The sequence below is a fragment of the Muricoccus vinaceus genome (assembly GCF_042433125.1).
In the GTDB taxonomy this organism is placed as follows: Bacteria; Pseudomonadota; Alphaproteobacteria; order Acetobacterales; family Acetobacteraceae; genus Roseomonas; species Roseomonas vinacea.
Genome location: NZ_JBHLVZ010000084.1, coordinates 489,515 through 515,163, shown reverse-complemented (window position 1 = coordinate 515,163; position 25,649 = coordinate 489,515). Strand labels below are relative to the sequence as shown.

The window sequence follows — 25,649 nt, the reverse complement described above, 5'->3', positions numbered from 1 at the left end:
CTGCCACAGCAGCCGCCGCCTGTCGCGGGGAGGGGGGGCGGCTCCTTCGGCGCGGGAAGGTCAGCGCCGCGGCGGCGCGTTCATCACGCGCCCAGGATCATGCCCAGGATCGTGCCCAGGCGGCAGGGGTGCCACCTGCCCCGGCGTGCTCTGCGCCTCTTCCCGTGCCGCCTGCCCCGGGAAAACGGCACCCTCCGTCACCCCGCCCGGCGACCGCTGGAAGGCCACCTGCGCCACTCCCACCTGCAACCCATGCCAGGACACCGCGGCGCGCGAGAGGGCGGTGTCCTGCCCCGTGCGCACGAACCACTGGTCGAAAGCCAGGCGCCGCCGCTTCCCCGAGAGGCTGGGCATGTCCAGCTCATGCTCCAGGTGAAAGGCGTTCCCCGCCGTGCGCCCCCGCACCGGTCCGGTCGCATCCGTCGCCTCGCCCACCCAAGCCTCCCCGCCCGGTTGCGACGGGTCGCGCCGCAGCACCCAGAAACGCCGGTCCTCGAAGCCGTCCTCGTACCGGAAGTGCTCGTCGAAGGTCAGCACGGTGCCATCCCAGGCGCCCACCAGCCGTGCATTGAACCAGCTCTCGATCCCCCCCAGCCGGGTCACGAACAGCCCGCTGCTCCGCAGCCGGCCCGCGAAGAACTCCTCCGGCCGGAACGGCGGCTCCCTGGAGACGAAGGTCTCGGGCGCCGTGCCGCATCCGCTGAGCGGGATGGCGGCGAGGGCAGGAAGGGCGCGAAGCAGGGATCGGCGATCGGGCATGGCCCGCGACAATCCGCCACACGAACTCTCTTGAACAGGCCGCTCAGGGGCGGGGAGGGGAATTGGCACGGCCCTTGCTGATCCCGCCGGTGCCACATCGCACCGCCGCCGGTGCGCGGAGTTCCCGATGCGCCGCCGTTCCGCCCTCCTGGCCCTTCCCGGCTTGGCCCTTTCCCGCCGCGCCCTGGCGCAGGGCACCACCGGCCAGTGGCCCATGCGTCCCGTGCGGATCGTCGTCACCTTTCCACCCGGCGGCGCCTCCGACATCGTCGCCCGCGTCATGGCCGACGTGCTCTCCCACCGCATGGGCGCCCGTTTCGTGGTGGACAACCGGCCGGGCGCCGGCGGCACCGTCGGCGCGGCCCATGTCGCGGCGCAGCCGGCGGATGGCTACACGCTGATGCTTTCCAACACGGCCCCCATCGTCACGTCGCCCCCGCTTTACGCCAGGCCCGGCTACGACCCCGTCGCCTCCTTCACCCATGTCGCCTTTCTCGGCACCACGCCCGCGGTGATCACGGCGAACAAGGACCTTGTCCCGGCCACGGACTTCGCGGGCCTCGTCGCCTGGATCAAGGCGCAGCCCCAGCCCGTCGCCTACGGCTCCTCCGGCATCGGCTCCGTTCCCCACATCCTCGGCGTGCTGCTGGAGCGGGAGGCCGGGCTGCGCCTCAACCACATTCCCTACCGCGGCAGCGCGCCCATGCAGGCCGAGCTCCTCGGCGGCTCGCTCCCGCTCGGCTTCGACGTGCTGCCGGACACGGTGGAGAACATCCGCGCGGGGCGCCTCCGCGCCTTCGCCGTCACCGCCGCGAGCCGCCAGCCCCTGGCGCCGGAGGTCCCGACGATGGCGGAACTCGGCTTTCCCTCGATCAGGATCGACAACTGGCTCGGCCTCAGTGCCCCCGCCAACCTGCCCGCTCCGATCGCGGAGCGGCTGCGCGCCGAATCGGTGGCCGCCCTCGCCACCCCCGAGATGCGCCGCCGCCTGGACGAGCGCGGCATCGCCGGCGAGCCCATGGCCCCCGCCGCCTTCACCGCCATGATCGCCCAGCAGGTGCGGGACATCGGCGGCGCCGTCTCCGCCCTCGGCATCCGCCAGGACTGACCCGAACACGAAGGAGGGGAGGGGCCCGTCCTCAGCGGCGGGCGCGCAGCGGCGGCGCCACCACCTCCGCCGGGATCGGGCATTCATACGCCGCCGCGCCCCGCCGCTTCGCCAGCTCCGCCTTTGCCCGCGCCAGCAACTCGGGGTCGCGGAACCCGTCCAGCGCCGTCGCGGCCATCACCTTCGCCGCCTGCGCCATGCCCTTGTGCGCGTGGGCCGACTGCCCCTGCGCCACGGCCTGCCAGGTGTGGAAGGGCGTGCCCACCGCCCAGCAGGCCCCCCAGGCCTGCACCGTGGGCACGATCTGGGAAACGTCGCCCACATCGGTGGACCCCGCCTGGAACAGCGGCGTGCCGTCGAAGGGCAGCACCGCCTCGTGCAGCGCCACGTCCCCCAGCGCCGGATCGGCCGCGAAGCTCGCCACCTCCGAGGCGATGTCCTCCGCGCTCAGCGACCGCCGGATCTCGCCCGCGAAGCGCTGGTCCGCCTCGTCGTATTCCGCAGCGCCCAAGGTCTGGAAATTGCCATGCAGCACCGTTTCCAGGGTGCGGTTCGGCAGCACCTCCGAGCAGGCCTTGTCGATCTCGAAGCTCCAGGACGTGCCCGACATGATCGCCGCCCCCTTCGCGCAGTCCTTCACCCGCTCGAACAGCGCCGCCGCCTCCGCCACCCGCGGCGCCCGGACCAGGTAGAGCACCTCCGCCTCCGCCTGGACCACGTTGGGCGAGACGCCGCCCGAATTGGTGATGGCGTAATGAACCCGCGCCTCCTGCGGCATGTGCTCGCGCAGGTAGTTCACGCCCACGTTCATCAGCTCCACGGCATCCAGCGCCGAGCGCCCCAGATGCGGCGACCCCGCCGCATGCGCCGCCTTGCCCTTGAAGCGGAAGTACACCTGGAAGTTCGCGAGGTTGCGGATCGACATCACCCCGTTGAAGGCGCCGGGATGCCAGGTCACCGCCGCGTCCAGCCCGTCGAAGGCACCCTCCCGCGCCATGAAGGTCTTGCCCGACCCGCCCTCCTCGCCGGGGCAGCCGTAATAGCGCACCCGCCCGGCCATGCCGGCCTCGCGCAGCGCATCGCGCGCCGAAACCGCGGCCAGCATGGCTCCGGCGCCCAGGAGGTTGTGCCCGCAGCCATGCCCGTTGCCGCCCGCCTCCAGCGCCCGCTTCTCGGCCAACCCGGCCTCCTGCGAGAGCCCCGCCAGCGCGTCGAACTCGCCCAGGAAGCCGATCAACGGCCCGCCCTCGCCGGCCTCGGCCATGAAGGCGGTGGGAATGCCGGCCACGTTGCGCGTGACCCGGAAGCCCTCGGCTTCCAGCTGGGCGATCTGCGCCTCGGCCGAGCGGTGCTCGGCGAAGCGCAGCTCCGGCATGGCCCAGATCCGGTCGCTCAACTCGGCATAGGCGGGCGCCTTGGCCTCCACGAGGTCGGAAAGCCGGTCCAGTGCGATCGGATCGTTCTTCATGGCCCCGTTCTAGGGCGGCCGGTCAGGTCACCTCAATCACCAGCTTGCCGAAGTTCTTCCCGGCCAGCAGCCCCATGAAGGCCTCGGGCGCGCCCTCCAGCCCCCGCACCACGTCCTCGCGGTACTTCAACGATCCCTCGCGCACCCATTCGCCGCCCGTGCTCCGCCAGTCGGCGAAGGCGCGCGGGTGGTCGCTCACGATGAAGCCCCGCAGGGAAAGCCGCTTCCGCACCACCTGCATCAGATTCGGCCCCGGTGCCGGCGCATCATCATTGTACTCCGCCACCATCCCGCAGAAGGCCACGCGGCCGAAATCGTTCAGCAGCGGGAACACCGCCTTCTGCACGGCCCCGCCCACATTCTCGAAATACGCGTCGATCCCCGACGAACAGGCCGCGCGCAGCCGCTCCGGGAAATCCGCCGCCCGGTGGTCCACGCAGTCCGGGAAGCCCAGCTCATCCCGCACGAACGCGCATTTCTCGGCGCCCCCGGCAATGCCCACCACCCGCGCGCCCATTCGCATGGCGATCTGCCCGGCCACGCTGCCCACCGCGCCCGACGCCGCCGAAACCACGAAGGTCTCCCCCGGCCGGGGCGCCGCAAGCTCCGTGGTCCCGACCCAGGCGGTGGTGCCGGGCATGCCCAGCACGCCCAGCGCCGTGGTCACCGGCCCCGTCTGCGGGTCCAGCTTCCGCAGCCCCGACACCGCCACCGCCGAGAAGCGCTGCCACCCGAAGCCCCCCAGCACCCAGTCCCCAGCCTGGAACCGCCCCGTCGGGTCCTCCACCACCTGCGAGACGCATTGCCCCTCCATCACCGCCCCGATCTCCACCGGCGCCGAATAGGACTTCGCCGCGCTCATCCGCCCGCGCATATAGGGGTCGAGGGACAGGAACCGGTTCCGCAGCAGCGCCTCCCCGGGGCGCGGCGAGGGCAGGGGCCCTTCCGAGACCTCGAAATGCTCTGGCCCCACCAGCCCCTCCGGCCGCGCGCGGAGAAGGATGCGAAGGTTGGTCTCGGTCATGGGCGTGTCTCCCGTTGAGGCCGCCAGCCTCGCACCCTTCGCCACCCTGGTCACGGCTACGCCGCGCCTGTGGTCACGGCTACGCCGCGCCTGTGGTCACGGCTACGCCGCGCAGGGGGGCACGGCTACGCCGCCTGGCGGCTGGCGCCCCGCGCGCCACGGGGCTAGAGCCGCAGGGCAGGACCGAGGGCCAGAACGGGATGCTTCCTCACCGATGCGCGTGATCGGCCTCGCCGGCTGGAGTGGGGCAGGGAAGACCACCCTCCTCGCCGCCCTGATCCCCTGGCTGAACGCGAAGGGCATCACCGTCTCCACGGTCAAGCACGCCCACCACGACTTCGACGTGGACCACCCGGGCAAGGACAGCCACACCCACCGCCTGGCCGGCGCCGGGCAGGTGCTGGTCTCCTCCTCCCTTCGCTGGGCGCTCATGACAGAGCTCCGCGGCACGCCCGAACCCGCGCTCCCGGCCCTCCTGGCCCATCTGGACCCGGTGGACCTCGTGATCGTGGAGGGCTTCAAACGCGACGCCCACCCCAAGGTCGAGGTCCACCGCGCGGCCAACGCCAAACCCTGGCTGCACCCGGAGGACCCCGCCATCCGCGCCGTCGCCGCCGATTCACGCCCGCCGGGCTGCCTGCCCCATGCCGCGCTGGACGACATCCCCGCCATCGGCGCCCTGGTGCTGGAGCACGCCGCCGCATGGCCGGGCTGAGCCAGGACTGCTTCGCCCATGGCGGCGCCCTCCTTCCCGTCGAGGAAGCCGCCGCCCTCCTGCTCGCCCGCGTCGTCCCCCTGTCAGGCACCGAAACGCTCCCCCTCCGCGCCGCGCGCGGCCGCATCCTGGCCGAACCCCTCATCGCCCCCCACGACCTGCCGCCCTTCCGCAACAGCGCCGTGGACGGCTACGCCTTCCGCCTCGCCGACCGCCCGCCGGACGGCTGGATGCCGCTGGCGGCCCGGATCGCGGCCGGCCAGGCCGCAGCCCCGCTCCCTCCCGGATCCGCCGCCCGGGTCTTCACCGGCGCCCCGGTCCCCGAGGGCGCGGACACCATCGCCATGCAGGAGAACACCACCGCCCTCCCCGGGCAGGCGCCCGCCACGGTTTGCCTGCCCCCCGGCCTTGCCGCCGGCGCCAACATCCGCCCCGCCGCCGAGGACATCGCCCGGGGGGAGCAGGCGCTTCCCACGGGCCACCGCCTCGACGCCGCCGCCATCGGCCTCGCCGCGGCGCTCGGCCGTGCCACCCTGTCCCTCACGCGCCGCCCCGTGGTCGGCGTCTTCAGCACCGGGGACGAACTGGTGGAGCCCGGACACCCGCTTCGCCCCGCCCAGGCGCATGACAGCAACCGCCACACCCTGCTCGCCCTGCTGGACACCCTGCCGGTGGAGGCCCGCGACCTCGGCATCCTCCCGGACCGCGCCGCCGCCACGGCCGATGCCTTGCGCCACGCCGCCTCCCGGCACGACCTCCTTCTCACCTCCGGCGGCATCTCGGCGGGGGAGGAGGACCATGTCCGCGCCGCCATCCAGGCCCAGGGCACGCTTCATTTCTGGAAACTGGCCGTGAAGCCGGGCAAGCCGGCCGCCATGGGCGTGGTCGGCGGCACACCCGTCGTGGGGCTGCCCGGCAACCCCGTGGCCGCCGTGGTCGCCTTTCTTCACCTGGCCCGGCCGCTCGCGCTCCGGCTGGCGGGCGCGGCTCCGTCAGCGCTGCCCCGCTACCCCGCCATCGCCGGCTTCGCCCACGCCAAGAAGCCCGGCCGCCGCGAATACCTGCGCGTGTCCCTCCGCAACGGCATCGCCGAGCGACAGGGCCACGACGGCGCCGGCCTGATCGGCTCGCTGGCCCGCAGCGACGCCCTTCTGGAACTCGCCGAACACGCCACGGCGATCGAGCCCGGCGCGCCCGTCAGCGTGATTCCCTTCGCCGGCCTTCTATAGGTCCGGATCAGGGCTGTTCCTCAGGCATGCAGCGCCGCTTCCAGCAGCGCGAGATCCCCCGGTGCATTGGCATTCAGGAAGGGATCTCCTTCCCAGGACACCACCCCGCAGCCCTGCCCCCCCGCCCAGCGCGAAACCTTGCCCTCGCCCCCGCGCACCGCCGCGCGCAATCCCTCCCGCAGGGAGACGGGCCAGTACCCCACGGGCGGATGCACCCTTCCCAGCGAGGCCGCACAAGCCAGGGGCTTCGCCGCCGCGTGCAGCCGCTCCACCAGATCCATGGGAATGAGGGGCGTATCCCCCGGCAAGGACACCACCGCCTTCAGCCCCAGCGTCGCGGCGAAGTCCATTCCCGCCAGTATGCCGGCCAGCGGCCCCGGATATCCCGGCTCCCCGTCCGCCACCACGGCGACGCCCGGCGCGGCGGCGGCGAATCGCCGGGGATCGCCGTTCGCGTTCACCGCCACAGCCGCCACCTGCGGCGCCAGCCGCTCCAGCAGATGGGACAGCATCGGCCGCCCCGCGAGCATCAGCAGCGTCTTGTCCCCGCCGCCCATCCGCCGGGCGAGCCCCCCGGCCAGGACGACGCCGAGGACGCCCGCTCTATCCCCGTCCACGCAGCGCCAGGGGCCGCAGCAGAAATGCGGTGCCCCAGCCCCAGGCTGCCCCGATCAGCGGCAGCACCCAGGCAGGCGTGCCGCGCGGCAGGTGCTGCGGCACGAGGTAAGCCGCGGCCACCCCCAGCACCGCGCCGCAGATCAGGTCCGGCAGCGGCACCAGCCGCAGGAACAGCGCGAGGATGCACCCCCCCGCGCCGCCCAGGAGGCAGAACCAGGCGAGCCAGGGCAGGCCATAGGGCCCGGGCGCCTGGAGATAGGCCGCCAGCGGCATCACCTTCGCCACCTTGTTCAGAAGGAACAGGGTGGAATCGCGGAACACGATCACCGAGAGCGCCCCGCAGGGCACGCCGTAGAACACGGCGCGCCGAAGGCTCTCCCTCAAGCGGTCGCGCGCTCCGCCACGCACTCGCGCAGCGCCTCGCCCAGCATGTCCATGCCCTCGTTCACCAGGGCGTCCGAGGTCGTCAGCGGGCAAAGGAAGCGGATGACGTTGCCGCGCACGCCGCAGGACAGCAGCACCAGCCCCTTCTCCGCCGCCCGCGCCACCAGCGCCCGCGTCAGGTCCGGGTCTGGCTTGTCGGCGTCCCCGTCCGCCACCAGCTCCATCGCCACCATGCCGCCCACCGCGCGGATGTCGCCGATCACGCCGCGCAGCGAATTGCCCGTCTGCAGCTCGCGGATGCGCCGCACCAGCAGCTCCCCGATCTCGTCGGCGCGCCGGCAGAGGTCCTCCTCCTCGATCACGTCCAGCACCGCATTGGCCGCGGCGCAGCCCAGCGGAGAGCCGCCATAGGTCCCGCCCAGCCCGCCCGGATGCGGGCTGTCCATGATCGCCGCCGTGCCCGACACCGCCGAGAGCGGGAACCCGCCCGCCAGCGACTTCGCCATGGTCACGAGGTCCGCCTGGACCCCCGTGTGCTCCATGGCGAACATCTTCCCGGTGCGCGCGAAGCCGGTCTGCACCTCGTCGGCGATCAGCAGCATCCCGTACTTGTCGCAGATGGCGCGCAGCCCCTGCATCAGCTCCGGCTGCGCCTGGTAGAAGCCGCCCTCGCCCTGCACGGGCTCGATGATGATGGCCGCGATCCGCGCGGGGTCGATGTCCGCCTTGAACAGCGTCTCGATCGCCTCCAGCGTCGCCGCCACCTCCTTGCCGTGGTAGGCGATGGGGAAGGGCAGGTGGTAGATATCCGCCGGCATCGGCCCGAAGCCGACCTTGTAGGGCACCACCTTTCCCGTCAGCGCCATGCCCAGCAGCGTCCGCCCGTGGAAGGCGCCGGAGAAGGCGATCACCCCGGGCCGCCCGGTATGGGCGCGCGCGATCTTCACCGCGTTCTCCACCGCCTCGGCGCCCGTGGTCAGGAACACGGTCTTGGCCGGCCCCCGCACCGGCGCGATGGCGTTCAGCCGCTCCGCCAGCCGCACATAGCTCTCATAGGGCGTCACCTGGATGCAGGTGTGGGAGAAGTTCTCCAACTGCGCCTGCACCGCCGCCTTCACCTTGGGGTGCAGGTGCCCGGTGTTGAGCACCGCGATCCCGCCGGCGAAGTCGATGTAGCGCTTGCCCTCGACGTCGGTGATCTCCGACCCCTCGGCCTTGGCCGCGAAGACCGGGAGCGACGTCGCCAGCCCCCGCGGCACCGCGGCCTCCTTGCGCGCCTGGAGGGTCGCGTTGCGCGGCCCTTCCTCGAGCGGCGCGGTGGTCTCGCCGGTGATCGTGGTGCCCATGCTGGAAGCTCCCTGAAGAAGGGCGGAAATTGCGCCGCCCCGCGCGGCTCGGCAAGGCTCAAGGGAGGCCCCGGACAACCCGGTCGCGCCCGCGTGAGCCGCCCCACCCTTGCCGGCCCTGCCCGCCGCGCGCAACTTGCGCCGCCTTCAAAGGGGGAGTCCGCGTTCCGTGAATGGTGCCCATAGCCTTGTCCACACGCTTCTCAAGTCCGGCGTGGACACCTGCTTCAGCAATCCCGGCACCAGCGAGATGCACTTCGTCGCTGCCCTCGACCAGATCCCGGGCATGCGCTGCGTCCTCGGCCTGCAGGAGAACGTCGTCACCGGCATGGCCGACGGCTACTTCCGAATCGCGGGCAAGCCCGCCTGCACCCTGCTCCACTGCGGCCCGGGCCTGGCGAACGGCCTGGCCAACCTGCACAACGCCCGCCGCGCCCGCAGCGGCATCGTCAACATCGTCGGCGACCAGGCCACCTACCACCGGCCCTTCGACGCGCCGCTGACCGCCGACACCGAGGGCTGGGCCCGCCCGGTCTCGGCCTGGGTCCGCACCAGCAACGCCGCCGCCGAGGTGGGCCGCGACGCCGCCATCGCCGTGCAGGCGGCGCGGACGGCGCCGGGCGGCATCGCCACCCTCATCCTCCCCTCCGACTCCTCCTGGGACGAGGGCGGCATCCCCGCCGATCCCCTCCCGGTTCCGCACGCGATCGCCCCCGATCCCCACGCGGTCCGCACCGCGGCCCGCATTCTGCGGGAAAAGAAGAACGTCCTCGTCCTCCTCGGCGGCCCTGCCCTGACCGAAGAAGGCCAGCGCCTCGCCAACCGCATCCTCCAGGCCACCGGCGCCAAGGTCCTCGCGGAAGGGTCCAACGCCCGCGTCGCCCGCGGCCAGGGGCGGATGCAGATCGAGCGCGTCCCCTACGTCGCCGACGTCGCCATCAAGGCGCTGGCGGGCTTCGAGCACATCATCCTCGTCAACGCGAAGGCACCGGTCGGCTTCTTCGCCTATCCCGACAAGCCCTCCCGCCACTACTCCCCGGACGCGGAGGTCCACGTCCTCACCCGTTTCGAGGGCGACGCCCTGGCCGCCCTCGCCGCGCTCGCCGACGAACTCGGCGCCCCCGAGGCCGCCATCCCCGATCCCGGCCCCCGCCCCGAGGCCGCCCGCGGCGCCCCCACCCCCGAAGGCCTCGCCCGCACCGTCGCCGCCCTGATGCCGGAGGGCGCCATCGTCGCGGACGAGAGCGTCTCCTTCGGCCGCGGCTTCTACGCCGAAACCCACGCCGCCCCCGCGCATGACTGGCTCCACCTGACGGGCGGCGCCATCGGGGCCGGCATGCCGCTCGCCACCGGCGCCGGCATCGCCGGCGGGGACCGCCGCGTCATCAACCTCCAGGCCGACGGCTCCGCCATGTACACGGTGCAGTCCCTCTGGACCCAGGCGCGCGAGAAGCTGCCGGTCACGACCATCCTTCTCTCCAACCGCAAGTACCAGATCCTGATCGGCGAATATTCCGGCGTCGGCGCCAATCCCGGCCCCACCGCCATGAACATGCTCGACCTCGGCAACCCCGACCTCGACTGGGTGAAGATCGCCAACGGCCTGGGCGTGGAAGCCGCCCAGGCCACCACCCTCGAAGGCTGCGCCGACCTGCTCGCCCAGAGCACGTCGCGCACCGGCCCCTTCCTCATCGAACTCGTCATCTGACGGAGACACCGCCCATGACCGCCTATCCCAAGGTCCAGCTCCACATCGACGGCGAGTGGCGCGACTCCCGCTCCGGCAAGGTGCTGGAAATCATCAACCCCGCCACCGAGGAGGTCATCGGCACCGTCGCCCACGCCGAGATCCCCGACCTCGACGAGGCGCTGGCCGCCGCCGAGCGCGGCTTCGCGCTGTGGCGCAAGGTTTCGGCCTTCGAGCGCGGCAAGCTCATGCGCAAGGCGGCCGACCTTCTCCGCTCCCGCGCCGATGCCATCGCCACCATGATGACGGCCGAGCAGGGCAAGCCGCTCCCCGAGGCCAAGATGGAGGTGCTCGCCGGCGCCGACGTCATCGACTGGTTCGCCGAGGAAGGCCGCCGCGCCTATGGCCGCGTGATCCCCGCGCGCGCGGACGGCATCTACCAGCTCTCCCTGCGCGAGCCCGTCGGCCCCGTGGCCGCCTTCACGCCCTGGAACTTCCCGATCAACCAGGTCGTCCGCAAGCTCTCGGCGGCGCTGGCCACCGGCTGCTCCATCATCGTCAAGGCGCCGGAGGAAACCCCGGCCTCGCCCGCCGAGCTGATCCGCGCCTTCATCGATGCCGGCGTGCCCAAGGGCGTGGTGCAGCTCGTCTACGGCATCCCCTCCGAGATCAGCGCCTACCTCATCCCGCACCCGGTGATCCGCAAGATCACCTTCACCGGCTCCACCCCTGTCGGGAAGATGCTGGCAGGGCTCGCCGGCCAGCACATGAAGCGCGCCACGATGGAGCTCGGCGGCCACGCCCCGGCCATCGTCTTCAACGATGCCGACGTGCAGAAGGCCGCGAAGACCCTGGCGGCGGCGAAGTTCCGCAACGCCGGCCAGGTCTGCGTCTCCCCCACGCGCTTCCTCATCCAGGAGCGCTCCTTCGACGAGTTCCTGGAAACCTTCACGGCCGCCGCCAAGGCCATCAAGGTCGGCCCCGGCACCGAAGCGGGCGTCGCCATGGGCCCCCTCGCCAACGAGCGCCGCATCCCCGCCATCGAGGCGCTCGTGCAGGACGCGGTCGGCCGCGGCGCGAAGCTCCAGGCCGGCGGCAAGCGCATCGGCAACAAGGGCTACTTCTACGAGCCCACCGTCATCTCCGACCTCCCGCGCGACGCCCGCGCGATGAACGAGGAGCCCTTCGGCCCGCTCGCCCTGGTGAACCGCTTCTCCGACCTCGACGAGGTGGTGGAGGAAGCGAACCGCCTTCCCTTCGGCCTCGCCTCCTACGCCTTCACCGGTTCGGCCGGCACGGCGCAGGCGCTCGGCGCGCGGGTGGAAACCGGCATGATGACCATCAACCACCTCGGCCTCGCCCTTCCCGAGGTTCCCTTCGGCGGCGTGAAGGACAGCGGCTACGGCTCCGAGGGCGGCTCCGAGGCCATCGAGCCCTACCTGGTGACCAAGTTCGTCACCCAGACCGGCATCTGAGCCGGGGCGGGGAGGGGCCGATGACCGACCGCACGCTGGACGCCCTGCTGGCGGATCTCGTCATCGCCAACCGCATCCTCGCGCATGAGGGCGTGCTCGACGACTTCGGGCACGTCTCCGCGCGCGATCCGCACGACCCCTCCCGCTTCTGGCTCAGCGCCTCCCGCAGCCCCGCGCTCGTCTCCCGCGCCGACCTCATCCGCTTCGACCTCGACGCCGTGCCGGAAGACCCCGGCCAGCGCCGCCCTTACCTCGAGACCATCGTGCACGCCCGCCTCTACGCCGCGCGGCCGGACGTGCGGGCCATCGTCCACCACCACGCCCGCGCGGTGCTGCCCTTCACCATCACGAAGCGGCCGCTCCGCCCCGTCTTCCACCTCGCCGCCGTCCTCGGCGAGACCGTTCCCGTCTGGGACAGCGTCCCCGAGTTCGGCGACACCGCCATGATCATCGGCGACGCCGCCGTCGCCGACAGCCACGCCCGCGCGATGGGGCAGGGCAACAGCGTGCTTCTGCGCGGCCATGGTGCCACCAACGCGGAGACCAGCCTGGCCGCCGTCACCTTTGTCGCCATCACGCTCCGCGACAACGCCGAGGTCCAGGCCGCCGCCGAGGCGATGGGCGAGGTCCATTACCTCTCCCCCGGAGAGATCGCGCTCACCGCGAAAATGCAGATGAGCGAGCGACCGCTTTCGCGCAGCTGGGAATACCGCCGGGCCCGGGCGGGCTTCGGAGGAATCTAGTTCCGGTCCACAGGGGCGCTACCAACCGCCCGGGCCTTATGCCCGCGCCGCACCGGAGGCGACGCGATCAGGGGCTCAGGCTTCCGCAGTAAAGCACCCCGAGCGGCGCGAAACTGATGGGCGCCGCGGCCATGGGCGGCAGCAGCGGCCCGGCGGCCTCGTCATGGCCCGCTTCCGGGTCCGGCTCGGCCCGGGCCTCCGCGCCACCGAGAACCGTCATGCTGATGGCGACGCGGTTCCCGCCCAGGGTGTAGCCGCCATGGACCTCGGGCATGAGCGTCGACTGCAGGAACTTCAGGGGTTTGGTGCGGAAGGTTGCGCGCGCCGTGTTCTGCACGAACTCCGAATCACCCACGCGCACCTTGAGCGATGCGCTGGCGGGGTGCGACACAAAGGAAATCGACAGCACGCGCCCCGACAGGCGGAAGCTCAGCGCAGCCGTCGGGAGCAACTCCGCCGCGCGCAGATCGAACGCCCGGTTCTGGTAAACCGTCTCGCCGCGCGGCCCCTGCAGGAAGGGCGAGAGATCGGCCAGATAGCGCGCATGGGAATAGTTTTGCGCATAGATCGGGCGGGGCAGCTTCGCGCCGCCATGCGATTGCAGCGCCCTGGCCATCTCACGCGCGACGATGCTTCCGACGACGGCCACGCCGTAGGGGCGTGAATAGTGGCTGACATCGGCATAGAGCGCATCATCGTCGAAAGCATCGGGCTGCTCCCTCGCCAGGATCTCGTTCAGGTCGATCACATGCGCGCCGTAGCGGGCCGACATGAAGTGGATGCCAGCCGAGTAGGGACAGATACGCCTCCGGTGAGCGCCGGATTGCTGCCCCAGAATCAGGGACACGACCATCAGCTCCGGGTTTTCCGTCAGCGCCTTTCTCAGGATTCCCTCGTAAGCCCTGGCCCAGTGGTCATAGAGCGCCGGCTTGCGCGAGAAGCCCGCGGAATCGTTCAACGCGTATTCCACGATCAGGATGTGCACGTCCCGGTGCACTCCGGTCCGGCAGAGCTGCGCCAGGCCGAAAAAGGAGGAGCTTCCCCCAAGGGAAAAATTGGTCAGCGTCGCGACGCGGACGCCATGCTCCGCTTCCAGCTCGTGTTGGAAGCACGCGAGATAGCCGTCCCTGATCAGGCTGTTGGAGCCGCCGACCACGGCGATGTTCAGGCCCTGGGGCGCGGATGCGATTGCCAGTGGCACGGTCGATCTTTCCCCTCCGCACTCGACTTCCCGCATAGGCCGGCGGAGCGGCGGCCATCATAATATCGTGATCGATATGTTGTCAGGACCTTTCGCGGGGGTTCGCGGGCAGGTGCCGCATGTTGCAGGGCGGGCGCCCCGCCCGTTCCGCGCCCTGCTTGCCCCATCACGCCAGCGAGGGATCGCTCAGGCCGCCCAGTCCAGCCCTGGCTCGTACCGCACCCCCGTGAAGCACAACCCTTCCGCCGGCGCGGTCTGCCCGGCCTTTGTCCGGTCCCGCCCCTCCAGCACCTGGCGCGGCCAGGTAACCGGCCGCTGCCCCCACCCGACCTTGGCCAGCGTCCCCACCAGGTTGCGCACCTGGTGGTGCAGAAAGGAGCGCGCCCCAACCCGCACCACGATCTCCTCCGCCTCGCGCGACACATCCAGCCGGTCCAGCGTGCGCATCGCGTGCTTCGCCTGGCAGGTCGCCGCCCGGAAGGCCGAGAAGTCGTGGTGCCCCAGCAGCCCCTGCGCGGCCTCGTGCATCGCTGCCGCATCCAGCGGGGCCGGCACATGCCACACCCGCCCGGCCTCCAGGGCCGGCCGTGCCCGCCGGTTCAGGATCCGGTACCGATAGCTCCGGTGAACCGCGGAAAACCGCGCGCTCCACTCCGCCCCGGGCCGGGCCACCGACAGCACGGAAACCCGGTGCGGCCGCGTCCGGGCGTTCAGCGCCTCCCGCACCCGCTCCACCGGCAGGTCCGCGGTCACGTCCATCTGCGCGACCTGCCCTTCCGCGTGAACGCCCGAATCCGTCCGCCCCGCGGCGCCCAGCACCGGCTCCACCCCGCCGTTCAGGAAGGCTCCGGCCGCTTCCAGCACGCCCTGCACCGACACCCCCTCCGCCTGCCGCTGCCAGCCGACGAAGCCCGCCCCGTCATACTCCACCAGCAGCGCGTAGCGCGGCATCTCAGCCCAGCACCGTGCCGGTGGGCACCGCATGCCCCCGCAGGAAGGCCCCGGCCTCCATCGCCGCCCGTCCGGCCTTCTGCACGCGGAGCAGCCGCAGCGCCGTTCCACCGCCGCAGGCCACCAGCATCGCGTCGTCCAGCACCGTCCCCGCTGCCGCCTCCCTTCCCGGCGCCGGCTCGGCCGAGAGCACCCGCAGCACCTCCCCGCCCAGCGCCGTGAAGGCCCCCGGCCAGGGCGTCATCGCCCGCACCCGCCGGTCCAGCGCGGAGGCCGGCTCGGCCCAGTCCAGCCGCCCGTCCTCCTTCCCCAGCTTGGGCGCATAGGTCGCGCCCTCCTCCGGCTGCGGGATTTCGGCCGGCCGCTCCGCCAGCGCCCGCAGGATCAGCCGCGCCCCCATGGCGGAAAGCCGGTCATGCACCTCGGCCGTGGTCTCGCGAGGGCCGATTGGCGTGGCCTCGCGCAGCAGCATGGGCCCGGTGTCCAGCCCCTCGTCCATCCGCATGATGGTGATGCCCGTTTCCGCATCGCCCGCCAGCACCGCCGCGTGGATCGGCGCCGCGCCGCGCCAGCGCGGCAGCAGGCTCGCATGGATGTTGAGGCAGCCCAGCCGCGGCGCCGCCAGCATCGGCCCCGGCAGGATCAGACCATAGGCGACCACCACCGCGGCATCGAGGCCCAGCGCCGCGAAGGCGTCGTGCTCCGCCACGTCCCGCCGCACCCGCGCCGGCGTCCGCACGGGCAGCCCCATCTCGATCGCCGCCTGATGGACCGGGCAGGGCGTTTCCCGCTGCCCCCGCCCCGCAGGGCGGGGCGGCTGTGCGTAAACGCAGGCCACCTCGTGCCCCGCCTCCACCAGCCCCCGCAGGGCCGGCACCGAGAAGGCCGGGCTCCCCATGAAGGCCAGCCGGAGGCGGGAGGTCACATCGCCTCCCGGGACTTCAGCTTCTGCTCCTTCAGGAACTTCTTGATCAGCATGTTCCGCTTCAGCGGGCTGATCCGGTCGGTGAACATCACCCCGTCCAGGTGGTCGATCTCGTGCTGCAGGCAGGTCGCCAGCAGGTCGTCCGCCTCGATCTCCCGGCGTGAACCGTCGAGCGCGCGGTAGCGCACCTTCACCCGCGCGGGCCGCTCCACATCCGCGTACTGCCCCGGCAGGGAAAGGCACCCCTCCTCGCGCACCGCCCGCTCCTCGCTGGCGGCCAGGATCTCCGGGTTCACCAGCACCAAGGGCTGGGGCGCGTCCTCCTTGGCCACGTCCAGCACCACCAGCCGCAATGCCTCGCCCACCTGGGGCGCGGCCAGACCGATCCCCGGCGCCTTGTACATGGTCGCCAGCATCCGGTCGGCGAGCGCCGACACGCGCGGGCCATCGCCTTCGGCCACCGGCCGGGCCTTGGCCCGCAGAACCGGGGAGGGGTGGAGAAGGATAGGGAGGATGAGGTCTTCGGTCATGATGTCCGCCCCGCATGTAGGACAGAACCCCGCCCGGCGGAATGCCGCCCGCGTCGGGCACCGTCGCTCGCAGGGCGCGCTGGCACGCCCTTGCAACGGGCTGCGAGGCCGACAATATTCCCTGTCGGCGGTTCGGCGCCTCCTGGAGGGCCGCACCGCGTGGCCTCGCTTTCTCAAGGATGCCGCGTCATGTCGCGTTCGCCGGTCTTCGGATCGCCACTCTTCCTGGGCTTCGACCACCTCGAGCAGATGCTCGACCGCGTGCAGAAATCCTCGGACGGCTATCCGCCCTACAACATCGAGCAAACGGCGGCCGACCGCCTGCGCATCACTCTGGCCGTGGCGGGCTTCGCCATGGACGACCTCCAGATCACCCAGGAGGACAACCAGCTGGTGATCCGCGGCCGCCAGAACGACGATGTCGAGGGCCGGATCTTCCTGCACCGCGGCATCGCCGGCCGGCAGTTCCAGCGGGCCTTCGTGATCGCCGAAGGCATCGAGATCGAGGGCGCCTGGCTCGACAACGGCCTGCTCCACGTCGAACTGCGCCGTCCCCAGCCGGAGGTCAGGGTCCGAACGATCCAGATCAACGGAAAGTCCCGCCCGATGGTTGACGGCGAGGCCTAGTCTTTCCCACTCCGCAACGCTCCGCCGAACCGGGGAGCCGATCGGACGTTAAGGGCCTGCAGGCCATTCCGGCTGCGGGCGAGGAGAACACCATGCACCCGAACCCCGAGATCACCCTCCGCAATCTGACGCCGCTCGACTGGGCGCGCTTCGGGGCGCAGGAAATGGCCTATATTCGCCCCGTGACGGTCAATGGCACCCAGGCCGTGGCCATCCACGCGGCGGACGGCACCCCCATCGGCGCCGCCCCGAACGAGGCCCTGGCCATTGCCGCCATCCTTCAGCACGAGATGGCGCCCGTCCTGGTCCACTGAACCATGGCTGGGGAGGCCACCCGGCCTCCCCTCCGTGGCGTCAGACCTTCTGGGGATCGATCCAGCCGACATGCCCGTCGGCCCGGCGATACACGACGTTCAGCACCCCGGTGCCGCGGTTGCGGAACATCAGGACGGTCTCCTGCGACAGGTCAAGCCGCATCACGGCCTCCGGCACGGTCAGCCGGCTGATCTCGGTCGGCGTTTCCGCCACCACCGCGCCATTGGCATAGCCGTCCGCCGTCACGGCCTCGCCCGGAGCGGCCTGGACGGTGTCGGTGCCCTCCTCCGGCTCGTCCTCCTCCCGCAGCACCACGCTTCGCGCCAGCTCCGTCAGCGGGTCGCGCTCCTCGGCCAGGCTGCGCGCATGCTCGTTCACCCGCCGCCGGTAGCGCCGCAGCCGCTTGCCGATGTGCGCTGCCGCGTCCGCGAAGGCCCGGTGGGCATCCACCCCCTCGCCCTCAGCCCGCATGTTCAGGCCGCGCCCGGCGCGCAGGTTGATGTCGCAGGCGAAAAAGGCGCGGTCCTTGCGGAAGGTCACATGGGCATCGATGGCATGGTCGAAGTACTTTCGGGTGACCGCCTCCAGCCCGTCCGTCACATGAGTCTTCAGTGCCTCGCCCGTCTCGACGCCCTTGCCGGCGACCGTGATCTGCATGGATCGGCTCCCTTCTCTAACTTGTAACATATGTGACCTGAGACGGAGCCGAGCCGGTTTAAAGGGGCCTGATCAGAGAACGAGCGCCGATTTCTCCCTTTTGCGCTGCACCGAGGAGGGGATCTTCAGGGCGTCCCGGTACTTCGCCACCGTGCGGCGGGCGATATCCACGCCCTCCGCGCGCAGCCGCTCCACGATCGCGTCGTCCGACAGCACCTCCTCCGCCGTCTCCGCGTTCACCATGTCCCGGATGCGGTGCCGGATCGCCTCGGCCGAGAAGCTCTCCCCTCCATGCGTCCCCGCGATCGCCGTGGTGAAGAAGTACTTCAGCTCCAGCGTCCCGCGCGGCGTCGCGATGTACTTGTTCGCCGTCACGCGGGAGACGGTGCTCTCGTGCATCCCCAGCTCGTCCGCCACGTCGCGGAGGATCAGCGGCCGCAGGTGCCCCACGCCGTGGCGGAAGAACCCCTCCTGCCGCCGCACGATCTCGGCCGCGACGCGCAGGATGGTGTTGGCCCGCTGCTCCAGGCTGCGCACCAGCCAGTTCGCCGCCTGCAGCTTCTCCGCGATGAAGGCGCGATCCTCCTTGCTCCGCGTTCCCGTATGCGCGGTGGCGTGGAAGCCCCGGTTCACCAGCACCCGTGGCAGCGTTTCCGGATTCAGCTCCAGCAGCCAGGTGCCGTCGGGCAGCCGCCGCATCAGCACGTCCGGCACCACGAGCGGCGCCACCTCGCCATCCGTCAGCGCCCCGGGCTTGGGGTTCAGGCGCCGTATCTCGGCTATCATGCCGGACAGGTCCTCGGCATCCACGCCGCAAACCCGGCGCAGTCCAACCATGTCGCGCCGCGCCAGCATCTCCAGGTTGTCCAGCAGCGCCTGCATCGCCGGGTCCAGCCGGTTTAGCTCCGCCAGCTGCACGGCCAGGCATTCGCGCAGGTCGGCGCAGAACAGCCCCGTCGGGTCGAAGCGCTGCATCCGCGCCCGCACGCCCGACACCACGCCCACCTCGCAGCCCAGCGCATCGGCGATCGCCTGGTCGGTCACCGAAAGCCGGCCTGCGCCGTCCAGCAGCGCGATCAGCTGCCCCGCGATCAATCGCTCCCGGGCATCGCCGAAGGCCAGCCGCGCCTGCTCGGCCAGGAGTTCGCGAAGGGAGCGTGGCCGTTCCCCCGCCATCTCCTCCAGGCTGCGCCCGTCCTCGTCCCAGGAGTCCGCCCGCGCCCCGCGCGAGGCCGGATAAAGCGCATCTCCGCTTTCATAGGAGGAAGACCAGTCCGCCTCGATCGGGCTGCTCGCTTCCTCCCCCATCGTGGTGGAGGAAGCGGCCTCGAAGGAATCGGGCTCCACCGTCACCGGCGCGGCGGGCGCGCTGCCCTCCTCGCGCTCCAGCATCGGGTTGCGCTCCAGTTCCTCCTCCACGAAGGCCGAAACCTCCATGTTGCTGGACTGGAGCAGCTTGATGGCCTGCCGCAGCTGCGGCGTCATCACCAGCTGCTGCGTCTGCCGGAAGTCGAGCCGCGGACCCAGGCTCACCATGCGGAGCTTACCACGTGCAGATCACCACGCCTGGCCCGCCCCCGCTGCAATGAGGACCTCCCGCGCCGTCACAGGCTGAACCGCTCCCCGAGATAAACGCGCCGCACGCCCTCATGCGCCACGATCTCGCTCGGCCGCCCCTCCATCAGCACCTGCCCGTCGTGCAGGATGTAGGCGCGATCGATGATCGCCAGCGTTTCGCGCACGTTGTGCTCGGTGATCAGCACGCCGATCCCGCGGTCCTTCAGGTGCCGCACGAGATCGCGGATCTCGCCCACCGCGATCGGATCGATGCCCGCCAGCGGCTCGTCGAGGAGGATATAGGCGGGATGCGTCGCCAGCGCGCGCGCGATCTCGCAGCGCCGCCGCTCGCCGCCCGAAAGCGCCAGCGCCGGCGCGCGGCGCAGATGCGCGATGCCGAACTCCGCCAGGAGCGAGTCGAGCATCCCGTCCCGCCGCTCGCGGTCCGGCTCCACCACCTCCAGCGCCGCGCGGATGTTGTCCTCCACGGAAAGCCCGCGAAAGATCGACGCCTCCTGCGGCAGGTAGCCCAGGCCCAGCCGCGCCCGCCGGTACATCGGCAGCATCGTCACGTCGTGCCCGTCGAGGAAGACCTGCCCCTCGTCCGGCCGCACAAGCCCGGTCATCATGTAGAAGGTCGTGGTCTTGCCCGCGCCGTTCGGCCCCAGCAGCCCCACGGCCTCCCCGCGCTTCAGCGAGAGCGAGACGCCGCGCACCACGGGGCGCTTCTTGTAGCGCTTGCCCAGCGCCCGGGCGACGAGCCCGGATTCGCCGGGCACGACACGAAAGGCATCGCTCATCGCGTGCGCCCCTGGGCCGGAGCCGGAGCCGGAGCCGGGGCAGGGGCCGGGCTCGGCCGCGCTCCGCTCTGCGCCCCCCCGGGCGCCACCTCCTGCCCGGAGGAGGGCAGCACCAGCCCCTGCACGCGCTGCCCGGGCGCCGAAACCAGGCGCGAGATGCCCGTGCGAAGATTCACGATCGCTTCCTGCCCCTGCAATTGGTTCTGCCCGCGCGTGATGCGCACGTTGCCCAGGACCCGCGCCATGCCGGACACCGGGCTGTAGACGCCGCGGTCGCCGCGGACCACCTCGGTTTCCGTGCGGATCTCCACGTTGCCGAACACCTCCACCCGGTCGAGCTTGGATCCCTCGCCCGGCACTGCCCGCCCCGGAGCGGCCGGCCCGGCCGGCGCGCGCCCCGGCGCGGCGGGCGCCGGCCGCGACGCCACCGGCTGGGCCGCCGGCGCCTGCTCCAGGAAGTAACCCACCAGCGTATCCGCCGCGATCTGGCGGTTGTCGCTGGTGTTCACCCGCGCGGCACCCCGCGCCACCGCCATGCGCCGCTGCGACCAGTATTCCAGGCTGTCACGCGCCACGATGGTGTCGTTGGGCGTGGAAAGCTTCAGGTCCCGCCCCGTCAGCACCATCACGGCCTGGTCCATGTCATAAACGCCGCGGTCGCCCTGGGCGCGATCGGTCGCGGTGGAGATGCGCACGTCCCCCTCCGCCTCCAGCCGCCAGATCTCCCCGCCCGAGAGCGGCCCCTCCTGCTGCGCCGCCGCGGCGGCGGCCTCCGTGCCCGGTGCCGGCGCCCGCGGGCGGTAGCGCGCGATCAGCCGCGCCGCATCCACCGTCACCCCGTCACGCGTCGCCCGCGCGCGGCCGCGCGCCACCACCACCTGCTCGCCCTGCCGCCACTCGATGCCGTCGGTGGAGGTGATCTCCACCGGCCCGCCGCCCGAAAGATCGATCGGCTGCGCGCCGAGCGGGCAGGGGAGAATGACTGGCCCTGCGAGCGCGGCCAGCGTCAGGAAAAGCCGCGGAACCCTCACCGCCGCCCCTCCAGCACCGCGCGGGCATTGCCCGTGAACACCACCACCGCGCCCCGGTCGCGCAGGCGGAAGCCCTCGCCGGTCAACGTGCCGAAGCTGCCCTGCGCGGCCACGGGGCTGTCGCCCTCGGCATGGCCCTCCTTCACGTCCACGCGGGCCTGCTGCGTCTCGATCAAGGTTCCATCATCCTGCCAGATCGTCACATCGCCCCAGAGGTCCAGGATATTCTCGTCCCGGTCCAGGCGCCCGGTCTTGCTGTCCAGCAGCACCCAGCCCCCGTTGCTCAGCGTCATGTCGCCGCGCGGCGCCTGCAGGTCCACCACGTTGCTGCTGCCCTGCTGCGCCGCGGTGAAGGCCGTCACGTTGTAGGGCCGCCCGGTGTCGTCCACGCCCTGGTAGCGCGGGTCCACCACCCGCACCGCCTCGGGCGACGTCCGGCTGAGCCGCCGGAAGGACAGCCGGGCATTCTCCCCGGTGCGCTCGAACTCCGGCCACAGCACGATGGCGCTCAGCAGCGCCAGCGCCCCCACCGGCAGGATCAGCTTGAGAAAGCGCACGGCCAAGCGCCGCCGGATCATGGACCCGCGCGTGTAGCCCCGCCGCGCGCGGGAAGGCACCGGCCGGTCCCGCCAGTCCGCCGGCAGGCCAGCGCCATCTCCCGCTCCCGTGGGGCCGGGAACCAGGGCGTAGAGCTTGCCCGGCCCCGGTGCGCCATTCGGCGCGGCGGGTGCGGGCGAGGGGGCTTGGGCGGTCACCCCCCTTGTATGGAGCCGGGCGAATGGCCGGTCAACGCAGATGCGGAACACATATTACCAAGAATCGTGCCACATTCTGCAACGCGGGGTTGATGCCGCTAATGGGAGAAGATGTCGGGTTCCGCATAGCCCAGCAGATCCAGCGCGCCACGCGTGGGCAGGAAGCGGAAACACGCCTCGGCCAGATCGAAGCGCCCCTCCCGCCGCAGCAGCCCCTCCAGCTTTTCCCAAAGCGCGTGCAGGTGCAGAACGTCGGACGCGGCATAGGCCAGCTGCTCCGACGAAAGCTCCGGCGCGCCCCAGTCGCTCGTCTGCTGCTGCTTGGAGATCTCCACCCCCAGCAACTCCCGGCAGAGCTCCTTCAGCCCGTGCCGGTCCGTGAAGGTTCGCACCAGCTTGGCCGCCACCTTGGTGCAACGCACCGGCGCCACGGTGACGCCGAGTTCCTTGTGCAGGATCGCCACGTCGAAGCGCGCGAAATGGAACAGCTTCACCGTGCCGGGATCGGCCAGCATCGCCCGGAGGTTGGGGCAGTCCACGAAACCGCCGCGCCGCGCGGGCCCGCCCAGATGCGCCGGGCGGATCTGCACGCAATGCGCGGCGCCGTCACCGCTGGACAGCTGCACCAGGCAAAGCCGGTCGCGATGGGGGTTGAGCCCCATGGTCTCGGTGTCGATGGCAACAACGGGCCCAAGGGAAAGCCCCGGCGGCAAATCGTCGCGATGAAGGTGAATGGTGGCGTTCGGCACGAAGAGCGTGGTTCCCATGAAGGGCGCTCCATCCGGCTCGCGGCCGCCGCTCGGCCGCCTGGATCGCTTGTGTCGGGGTGGTGGTGCCCAGGAAAGGACTCGAACCTTCACAACCTTGCGGTCACTGGCACCTGAAGCCAGCGCGTCTACCAATTCCGCCACCTGGGCAAGGGGGCCGGCCGCCCTCGTAGTCGGGAAGGCGTGGAGCGGGCTTCTATGGTCCCGCGCCGCCCCCGTCAAGCCGCCCCCGCGCAGAATTCGCCGGTCCCGTCCGGGCCCCCGGGGCGGCCGCGCCGGTGCCCGATTTGCGCCGCGCCCCACCCGCCCTAAGTTCGGCCTCAGGGCTCAGTGACGAATCCTGCACGAATGGAGGCGGCCGATGGCGCGGCGAGTGGCGGTGGTTTTCGGCGGAACGGGCTTCATCGGCCGCTACGTCGTGCAAAGGCTGGCCAAGCGCGACTACGTGGTCCGCGTCGTCACCCGCGGCGCCGAGGCCGCCCGCAGCCTGATGACCCAGGGCATGGTCGGCCAGATCGTTCCCGTCGCCGCCGGCACGATGGATGCCCCCGCGCTGCACCGCGCGCTGGAGGGGGCGGAGATCGCCGTCAACCTGATCGGCATCCTGTCCGAGGGCCACGCCGGCGACTTCGCCCGCGTCCATGCCGCGCTGCCCGGCCGCATCGCCACCGCCGCGGCGGCGGCCGGCGTCACCCACCTCGTCCAGATCTCCGCCATCGGCGCGGACCCGGCCTCGGAGAGCCTCTACGCGCGCAGCAAGGCGGAAGGGGAGGCGGCGGTGCTCTCGGCCTTCCCCCGTGCCACGATCCTCCGCCCCTCGGTGGTGTTCGGGCATGAGGACGCCTTCTTCAACCGCTTCGCCGGCCTCGCCCGCGTGCTGCCCGTGCTGCCCCTGGTGGGCGGCAGCACGCGCTTCCAGCCGGTCTATGTGGGCGACGTCGCCGACGCCGTGATGGCCGCCATTGAACGCCCCGAGGCCGCCGGCCGCACCTTTGAGCTCGCCGGACCCCGCGCGGCCACCTTCCGCTCGCTGATGGAATACATGCTCCAGCTGATCGGCCGCCGCCGCCCGGTGGTGGAGATGCCGGCCGGCCTCGCGAGGCTCCAGGCCCGTCTCACCGCCTGGTTGCCCAACCCGCCGCTCACCCAGGACCAGATCATCCTGCTCCGCAAGGACAACGTCCCCTCCGGCAACCTGCCCGGCCTCGCCGAACTCGGCATCGCCCCCACCTCGCTGGAGGCCATTCTGCCGAGCTACCTCACCCGGTTCCGGGAGGGCGGGGGCCGGCGCGCGGTGATCCCGGGCTGAAAGGTCCGGATCGGACATTTTATCTGTTGCTCACCCGGTAGCGCGTAGTTCGCCGGGGCATCGGGCACCTAAGAAGGACAGCAATACTGCCCCTTCAGCCATTTTGATCTCGCGGAGCCCGTGAGACTATGGCAAACCGCGCCTCCAATGGGCCCAGGCCCCTTCGCCGTTCGGGCAACCATCTTCCCGAACGGCTTGTTGCATCGCGTGCAGAGCAAGGATCGCGCCATGGCCGAGCGCATGTTGCAATTCGTCCGCCTTTCCCAGCAGACGCCCGAAAAGCGCCAGCCCACGATCCGCCGCGAAGATTTCGACGAGATCTACGCCCGCTTCGACCCCGCCCGTGCTGCGGAGCAGGCGAGCCGCTGCTCGCAGTGCGGCGTGCCCTTCTGCTCCGTCCACTGCCCCCTTCAGCAGAACATCCCGGACTGGCTGAAGCTGACCGCCGAGGGACGGCTGGAGGAGGCCTACGAGGTCAACGCCGCCACCAACACCTTCCCCGAGATCTGCGGCCGCGTCTGCCCGCAGGACCGCCTCTGCGAAGGCAACTGCGTCATCGAGAAGGGCTTCGAGAGCGTCACCATCGGCGCCGTCGAGCGCTACATCAACGACACCGCCTGGGAGAAGGGCTGGGTCAAGCCGCCCACCCCCGTGCGCGAGCTGGATCGCTCCGTCGCCATCATCGGCGCCGGCCCCGCCGGCCTCGCCGCCGCCGAGAAGCTCCGCACCCAGGGCTGGCAGGTCCATGTCTACGACCGCTACGACCGTGCGGGCGGCCTGATGATCTACGGCATCCCGAACTTCAAGCTGGAGAAGGACGTCATCACCCGCCGCACCGCCCAGTTCGAGCAGGGCGGCATCACCTTCCACCTGAACAGCGAGATCGGCCGCGACGTCACGCTGGAGGAGCTGCGCGAGAAGCACGACGCCGTCCTCATCGCCACGGGCGTCTACAAGGCCCGCGACATCGCCGTCCCCGGCGCCCATCTGGACGGCGTCGTTCCCGCCATGTCCTTCCTCACCGCCTCCAACCGCAAGGGCCTCGGCGACGACGTGCCCGAGTTCGACAGCGGCGCCCTCAACGCCGCCGGCAAGCGCGTGGTGGTGATCGGCGGCGGCGACACCGCCATGGACTGCCTGCGCACCTCCATCCGCCAGGGCGCCGCCTCCGTCACCTGCCTCTACCGCCGCGACAAGGCCAACATGCCCGGCTCCATGCGCGAGGTGCACAACGCCGAGGAGGAGGGCGTCCGCTTCGCCTGGCTTTCCGCGCCCGAGGCCTTCGAGGGCGACACGCAGGTCACCGGCGTCCGCGTCACGAAGATGCATCTCGGCCTCCCCGACGCCACTGGCCGCCAGCAGGTCGAGCCCATCCCCGGCAGCGAGTTCACCGAGCCCGCCGACCTCGTCATCAAGGCCCTCGGCTTCGACCCCGAGAACCTGCCGAAGATGTTCGACGAGCCCGGCCTCGCCGTTTCCCGCTGGGGCACGCTCACGATCGACCGCCGCAGCATGATGACCAGCCTCCCCGGCGTCTTCGCCGCCGGCGACATCGTCCGCGGCGCCTCCCTCGTCGTCTGGGCCATCCGCGACGGCCGCGACGCCGCCGACCGCATCGCCGAATACGTCAAGGCGCGCGACGCCGTTCCCCAGGCGGCCGAGTGAGCG

Annotated in this window: 26 protein-coding genes and 1 tRNA gene; 10 read left to right on the top strand and 17 right to left on the bottom strand. The window is 71.6% G+C overall.

Annotated features, from left to right (window positions below; genetic code table 11):
* Positions 1 to 60 precede the first annotated feature (60 nt).
* A complete protein-coding gene (locus ACFFIC_RS25570; RefSeq protein WP_377055704.1) occupies positions 61 to 759 on the bottom strand; it encodes a DUF3833 family protein in 699 nt (232 codons plus the stop codon).
* 127 nt (positions 760 to 886) lie between these two features.
* Here ACFFIC_RS25570 and ACFFIC_RS25565 point away from each other — a divergent pair, with 127 nt between their 5' ends.
* The gene (locus ACFFIC_RS25565) at positions 887 to 1,867 is read left to right on the top strand and encodes a Bug family tripartite tricarboxylate transporter substrate binding protein (RefSeq protein WP_377055702.1); all 981 of its coding nucleotides are present in this window, start codon (positions 887 to 889) and stop codon (positions 1,865 to 1,867) included.
* Between the two features lie 31 nt (positions 1,868 to 1,898).
* Here ACFFIC_RS25565 and ACFFIC_RS25560 read toward each other — a convergent pair whose 3' ends face one another.
* Both ACFFIC_RS25560 and ACFFIC_RS25555 read right to left on the bottom strand, forming a co-directional pair.
* On the bottom strand, positions 1,899 to 3,335 hold the full coding sequence (locus ACFFIC_RS25560; RefSeq protein WP_377055700.1) for a M20 family metallopeptidase: 1,437 nt from the start codon (positions 3,333 to 3,335) through the stop codon (positions 1,899 to 1,901).
* Positions 3,336 to 3,357: 22 nt separating this feature from the next.
* Entirely contained in the window at positions 3,358 to 4,359 is a 1,002-nt protein-coding gene (locus ACFFIC_RS25555) for an NADP-dependent oxidoreductase (protein ID WP_377055698.1), read from the bottom strand.
* Between the two features lie 214 nt (positions 4,360 to 4,573).
* On the opposite strand from ACFFIC_RS25555, the gene mobB reads away from it, so the two are divergent.
* Positions 4,574 to 5,074: a molybdopterin-guanine dinucleotide biosynthesis protein B gene (gene mobB / locus ACFFIC_RS25550; RefSeq protein ID WP_377055696.1), complete on the top strand. Its 501-nt coding sequence runs from the start codon at positions 4,574 to 4,576 to the stop codon at positions 5,072 to 5,074.
* Positions 5,062 to 6,303 carry a molybdopterin molybdotransferase MoeA gene (locus tag ACFFIC_RS25545; protein WP_377055694.1) on the top strand — a complete coding sequence of 414 codons (1,242 nt, stop codon included), beginning with the start codon at positions 5,062 to 5,064 and terminating at the stop codon, positions 6,301 to 6,303. The genes mobB and ACFFIC_RS25545 overlap by 13 nt, the downstream gene beginning before the upstream one ends.
* 20 nt (positions 6,304 to 6,323) lie before the next feature.
* Here the strand turns inward: ACFFIC_RS25545 and mobA are convergent, their stop codons facing one another.
* The 3 genes from mobA to gabT are packed head-to-tail and all read right to left on the bottom strand — an operon-like array spanning position 6,324 to position 8,651.
* Complete coding sequence (mobA, locus tag ACFFIC_RS25540) at positions 6,324 to 6,920, bottom strand: molybdenum cofactor guanylyltransferase MobA (protein ID WP_377055692.1); 597 nt, start codon at positions 6,918 to 6,920, stop codon at positions 6,324 to 6,326.
* A complete protein-coding gene (locus ACFFIC_RS25535) occupies positions 6,907 to 7,305 on the bottom strand; it encodes a hypothetical protein (protein ID WP_377055690.1) in 399 nt (132 codons plus the stop codon). The genes mobA and ACFFIC_RS25535 overlap by 14 nt, the downstream gene beginning before the upstream one ends.
* Positions 7,302 to 8,651, bottom strand: a complete 1,350-nt coding sequence (gene gabT / locus ACFFIC_RS25530; RefSeq protein ID WP_377055688.1) for a 4-aminobutyrate--2-oxoglutarate transaminase — start codon at positions 8,649 to 8,651, stop codon at positions 7,302 to 7,304. The genes ACFFIC_RS25535 and gabT overlap by 4 nt, the downstream gene beginning before the upstream one ends.
* Positions 8,652 to 8,820: 169 nt before the next feature.
* On the opposite strand from gabT, the gene ACFFIC_RS25525 reads away from it, so the two are divergent.
* Genes ACFFIC_RS25525 through ACFFIC_RS25515 form a run of 3 tightly spaced genes read left to right on the top strand, consistent with a single transcriptional unit; the run spans position 8,821 to position 12,556 of the window.
* Positions 8,821 to 10,359 (top strand): acetolactate synthase large subunit, encoded by a 1,539-nt coding sequence (locus tag ACFFIC_RS25525; RefSeq protein ID WP_377055686.1) that lies wholly within the window; start codon positions 8,821 to 8,823, stop codon positions 10,357 to 10,359.
* Between the two features lie 14 nt (positions 10,360 to 10,373).
* A complete protein-coding gene (locus tag ACFFIC_RS25520; protein WP_377055684.1) occupies positions 10,374 to 11,813 on the top strand; it encodes an NAD-dependent succinate-semialdehyde dehydrogenase in 1,440 nt (479 codons plus the stop codon).
* A 20-nt stretch (positions 11,814 to 11,833) separates the two neighbouring features.
* Positions 11,834 to 12,556 carry a class II aldolase/adducin family protein gene (locus tag ACFFIC_RS25515; RefSeq protein ID WP_377055682.1) on the top strand — a complete coding sequence of 241 codons (723 nt, stop codon included), beginning with the start codon at positions 11,834 to 11,836 and terminating at the stop codon, positions 12,554 to 12,556.
* Positions 12,557 to 12,623: 67 nt separating this feature from the next.
* Here ACFFIC_RS25515 and ACFFIC_RS25510 read toward each other — a convergent pair whose 3' ends face one another.
* From ACFFIC_RS25510 to def, 4 genes are all read right to left on the bottom strand, one after another.
* Positions 12,624 to 13,757, bottom strand: coding sequence for an SGNH/GDSL hydrolase family protein (locus ACFFIC_RS25510; RefSeq protein ID WP_377055680.1), 1,134 nt, complete (start codon positions 13,755 to 13,757; stop codon positions 12,624 to 12,626).
* Positions 13,758 to 13,943: 186 nt separating this feature from the next.
* On the bottom strand, positions 13,944 to 14,708 hold the full coding sequence (gene truA, locus ACFFIC_RS25505) for a tRNA pseudouridine(38-40) synthase TruA (RefSeq protein ID WP_377055678.1): 765 nt from the start codon (positions 14,706 to 14,708) through the stop codon (positions 13,944 to 13,946).
* A gap of 1 nt (position 14,709) precedes the next feature.
* The gene (gene fmt / locus ACFFIC_RS25500) at positions 14,710 to 15,606 is read right to left on the bottom strand and encodes a methionyl-tRNA formyltransferase (protein WP_377055750.1); all 897 of its coding nucleotides are present in this window, start codon (positions 15,604 to 15,606) and stop codon (positions 14,710 to 14,712) included.
* A gap of 23 nt (positions 15,607 to 15,629) precedes the next feature.
* On the bottom strand, positions 15,630 to 16,163 hold the full coding sequence (def, locus tag ACFFIC_RS25495) for a peptide deformylase (RefSeq protein ID WP_377055676.1): 534 nt from the start codon (positions 16,161 to 16,163) through the stop codon (positions 15,630 to 15,632).
* Between the two features lie 189 nt (positions 16,164 to 16,352).
* On the opposite strand from def, the gene ACFFIC_RS25490 reads away from it, so the two are divergent.
* Positions 16,353 to 16,790: an Hsp20 family protein gene (locus ACFFIC_RS25490; protein WP_377055674.1), complete on the top strand. Its 438-nt coding sequence runs from the start codon at positions 16,353 to 16,355 to the stop codon at positions 16,788 to 16,790.
* A gap of 92 nt (positions 16,791 to 16,882) precedes the next feature.
* Positions 16,883 to 17,104 (top strand): DUF1150 family protein, encoded by a 222-nt coding sequence (locus ACFFIC_RS25485; RefSeq protein WP_377055672.1) that lies wholly within the window; start codon positions 16,883 to 16,885, stop codon positions 17,102 to 17,104.
* 40 nt (positions 17,105 to 17,144) lie between these two features.
* Here the strand turns inward: ACFFIC_RS25485 and hpf are convergent, their stop codons facing one another.
* The 7 genes from hpf to ACFFIC_RS25450 all read right to left on the bottom strand — a co-directional run bounded on the left by hpf (position 17,145) and on the right by ACFFIC_RS25450 (position 22,822).
* A complete protein-coding gene (hpf, locus tag ACFFIC_RS25480; RefSeq protein ID WP_377055670.1) occupies positions 17,145 to 17,762 on the bottom strand; it encodes a ribosome hibernation-promoting factor, HPF/YfiA family in 618 nt (205 codons plus the stop codon).
* Positions 17,763 to 17,834: 72 nt separating this feature from the next.
* Complete coding sequence (rpoN, locus tag ACFFIC_RS25475; RefSeq protein WP_456306970.1) at positions 17,835 to 19,295, bottom strand: RNA polymerase factor sigma-54; 1,461 nt, start codon at positions 19,293 to 19,295, stop codon at positions 17,835 to 17,837.
* A 71-nt stretch (positions 19,296 to 19,366) separates the two neighbouring features.
* Positions 19,367 to 20,119: an LPS export ABC transporter ATP-binding protein gene (gene lptB, locus ACFFIC_RS25470; protein ID WP_377055666.1), complete on the bottom strand. Its 753-nt coding sequence runs from the start codon at positions 20,117 to 20,119 to the stop codon at positions 19,367 to 19,369.
* Positions 20,116 to 21,150 carry an LptA/OstA family protein gene (locus ACFFIC_RS25465; RefSeq protein ID WP_377055665.1) on the bottom strand — a complete coding sequence of 345 codons (1,035 nt, stop codon included), beginning with the start codon at positions 21,148 to 21,150 and terminating at the stop codon, positions 20,116 to 20,118. The genes lptB and ACFFIC_RS25465 overlap by 4 nt, the downstream gene beginning before the upstream one ends.
* The gene (lptC, locus tag ACFFIC_RS25460; protein WP_377055663.1) at positions 21,147 to 21,905 is read right to left on the bottom strand and encodes an LPS export ABC transporter periplasmic protein LptC; all 759 of its coding nucleotides are present in this window, start codon (positions 21,903 to 21,905) and stop codon (positions 21,147 to 21,149) included. The genes ACFFIC_RS25465 and lptC overlap by 4 nt, the downstream gene beginning before the upstream one ends.
* 98 nt (positions 21,906 to 22,003) lie before the next feature.
* Positions 22,004 to 22,672, bottom strand: a complete 669-nt coding sequence (locus ACFFIC_RS25455) for a ribonuclease D (RefSeq protein ID WP_377055661.1) — start codon at positions 22,670 to 22,672, stop codon at positions 22,004 to 22,006.
* A gap of 63 nt (positions 22,673 to 22,735) precedes the next feature.
* Positions 22,736 to 22,822, bottom strand: a tRNA-Leu gene (locus tag ACFFIC_RS25450).
* A 211-nt stretch (positions 22,823 to 23,033) separates the two neighbouring features.
* Between ACFFIC_RS25450 and ACFFIC_RS25445 the strand changes: the two genes are divergently transcribed.
* On the top strand, positions 23,034 to 23,981 hold the full coding sequence (locus tag ACFFIC_RS25445; protein ID WP_377055659.1) for a complex I NDUFA9 subunit family protein: 948 nt from the start codon (positions 23,034 to 23,036) through the stop codon (positions 23,979 to 23,981).
* A gap of 228 nt (positions 23,982 to 24,209) precedes the next feature.
* A complete protein-coding gene (locus tag ACFFIC_RS25440) occupies positions 24,210 to 25,646 on the top strand; it encodes an NAD(P)-dependent oxidoreductase (protein WP_377055657.1) in 1,437 nt (478 codons plus the stop codon).
* Positions 25,647 to 25,649: the final 3 nt, after the last annotated feature.

What these genes read in the sequence shown, in the direction of transcription:
- ACFFIC_RS25570 (WP_377055704.1), bottom strand. Translation starts at nt 759, where the DNA reads ATGCCCGATCGCCGATCCCTGCTTCGCGCCCTTCCTGCCCTCGCCGCC.
- ACFFIC_RS25565 (WP_377055702.1), top strand. Translation starts at nt 887, where the DNA reads ATGCGCCGCCGTTCCGCCCTCCTGGCCCTTCCCGGCTTGGCCCTTTCC.
- ACFFIC_RS25560 (WP_377055700.1), bottom strand. Translation starts at nt 3,335, where the DNA reads ATGAAGAACGATCCGATCGCACTGGACCGGCTTTCCGACCTCGTGGAG.
- ACFFIC_RS25555 (WP_377055698.1), bottom strand. Translation starts at nt 4,359, where the DNA reads ATGACCGAGACCAACCTTCGCATCCTTCTCCGCGCGCGGCCGGAGGGG.
- mobB (WP_377055696.1), top strand. Translation starts at nt 4,574, where the DNA reads ATGCGCGTGATCGGCCTCGCCGGCTGGAGTGGGGCAGGGAAGACCACC.
- ACFFIC_RS25545 (WP_377055694.1), top strand. Translation starts at nt 5,062, where the DNA reads ATGGCCGGGCTGAGCCAGGACTGCTTCGCCCATGGCGGCGCCCTCCTT.
- gabT (WP_377055688.1), bottom strand. Translation starts at nt 8,651, where the DNA reads ATGGGCACCACGATCACCGGCGAGACCACCGCGCCGCTCGAGGAAGGG.
- ACFFIC_RS25520 (WP_377055684.1), top strand. Translation starts at nt 10,374, where the DNA reads ATGACCGCCTATCCCAAGGTCCAGCTCCACATCGACGGCGAGTGGCGC.
- ACFFIC_RS25515 (WP_377055682.1), top strand. Translation starts at nt 11,834, where the DNA reads ATGACCGACCGCACGCTGGACGCCCTGCTGGCGGATCTCGTCATCGCC.
- truA (WP_377055678.1), bottom strand. Translation starts at nt 14,708, where the DNA reads ATGCCGCGCTACGCGCTGCTGGTGGAGTATGACGGGGCGGGCTTCGTC.
- fmt (WP_377055750.1), bottom strand. Translation starts at nt 15,606, where the DNA reads ATGGGGAGCCCGGCCTTCTCGGTGCCGGCCCTGCGGGGGCTGGTGGAG.
- def (WP_377055676.1), bottom strand. Translation starts at nt 16,163, where the DNA reads ATGACCGAAGACCTCATCCTCCCTATCCTTCTCCACCCCTCCCCGGTT.
- ACFFIC_RS25490 (WP_377055674.1), top strand. Translation starts at nt 16,353, where the DNA reads ATGTCGCGTTCGCCGGTCTTCGGATCGCCACTCTTCCTGGGCTTCGAC.
- ACFFIC_RS25485 (WP_377055672.1), top strand. Translation starts at nt 16,883, where the DNA reads ATGCACCCGAACCCCGAGATCACCCTCCGCAATCTGACGCCGCTCGAC.
- hpf (WP_377055670.1), bottom strand. Translation starts at nt 17,762, where the DNA reads ATGCAGATCACGGTCGCCGGCAAGGGCGTCGAGACGGGCGAGGCACTG.
- lptB (WP_377055666.1), bottom strand. Translation starts at nt 20,119, where the DNA reads ATGAGCGATGCCTTTCGTGTCGTGCCCGGCGAATCCGGGCTCGTCGCC.
- ACFFIC_RS25455 (WP_377055661.1), bottom strand. Translation starts at nt 22,672, where the DNA reads ATGGGAACCACGCTCTTCGTGCCGAACGCCACCATTCACCTTCATCGC.
- ACFFIC_RS25445 (WP_377055659.1), top strand. Translation starts at nt 23,034, where the DNA reads ATGGCGCGGCGAGTGGCGGTGGTTTTCGGCGGAACGGGCTTCATCGGC.
- ACFFIC_RS25440 (WP_377055657.1), top strand. Translation starts at nt 24,210, where the DNA reads ATGGCCGAGCGCATGTTGCAATTCGTCCGCCTTTCCCAGCAGACGCCC.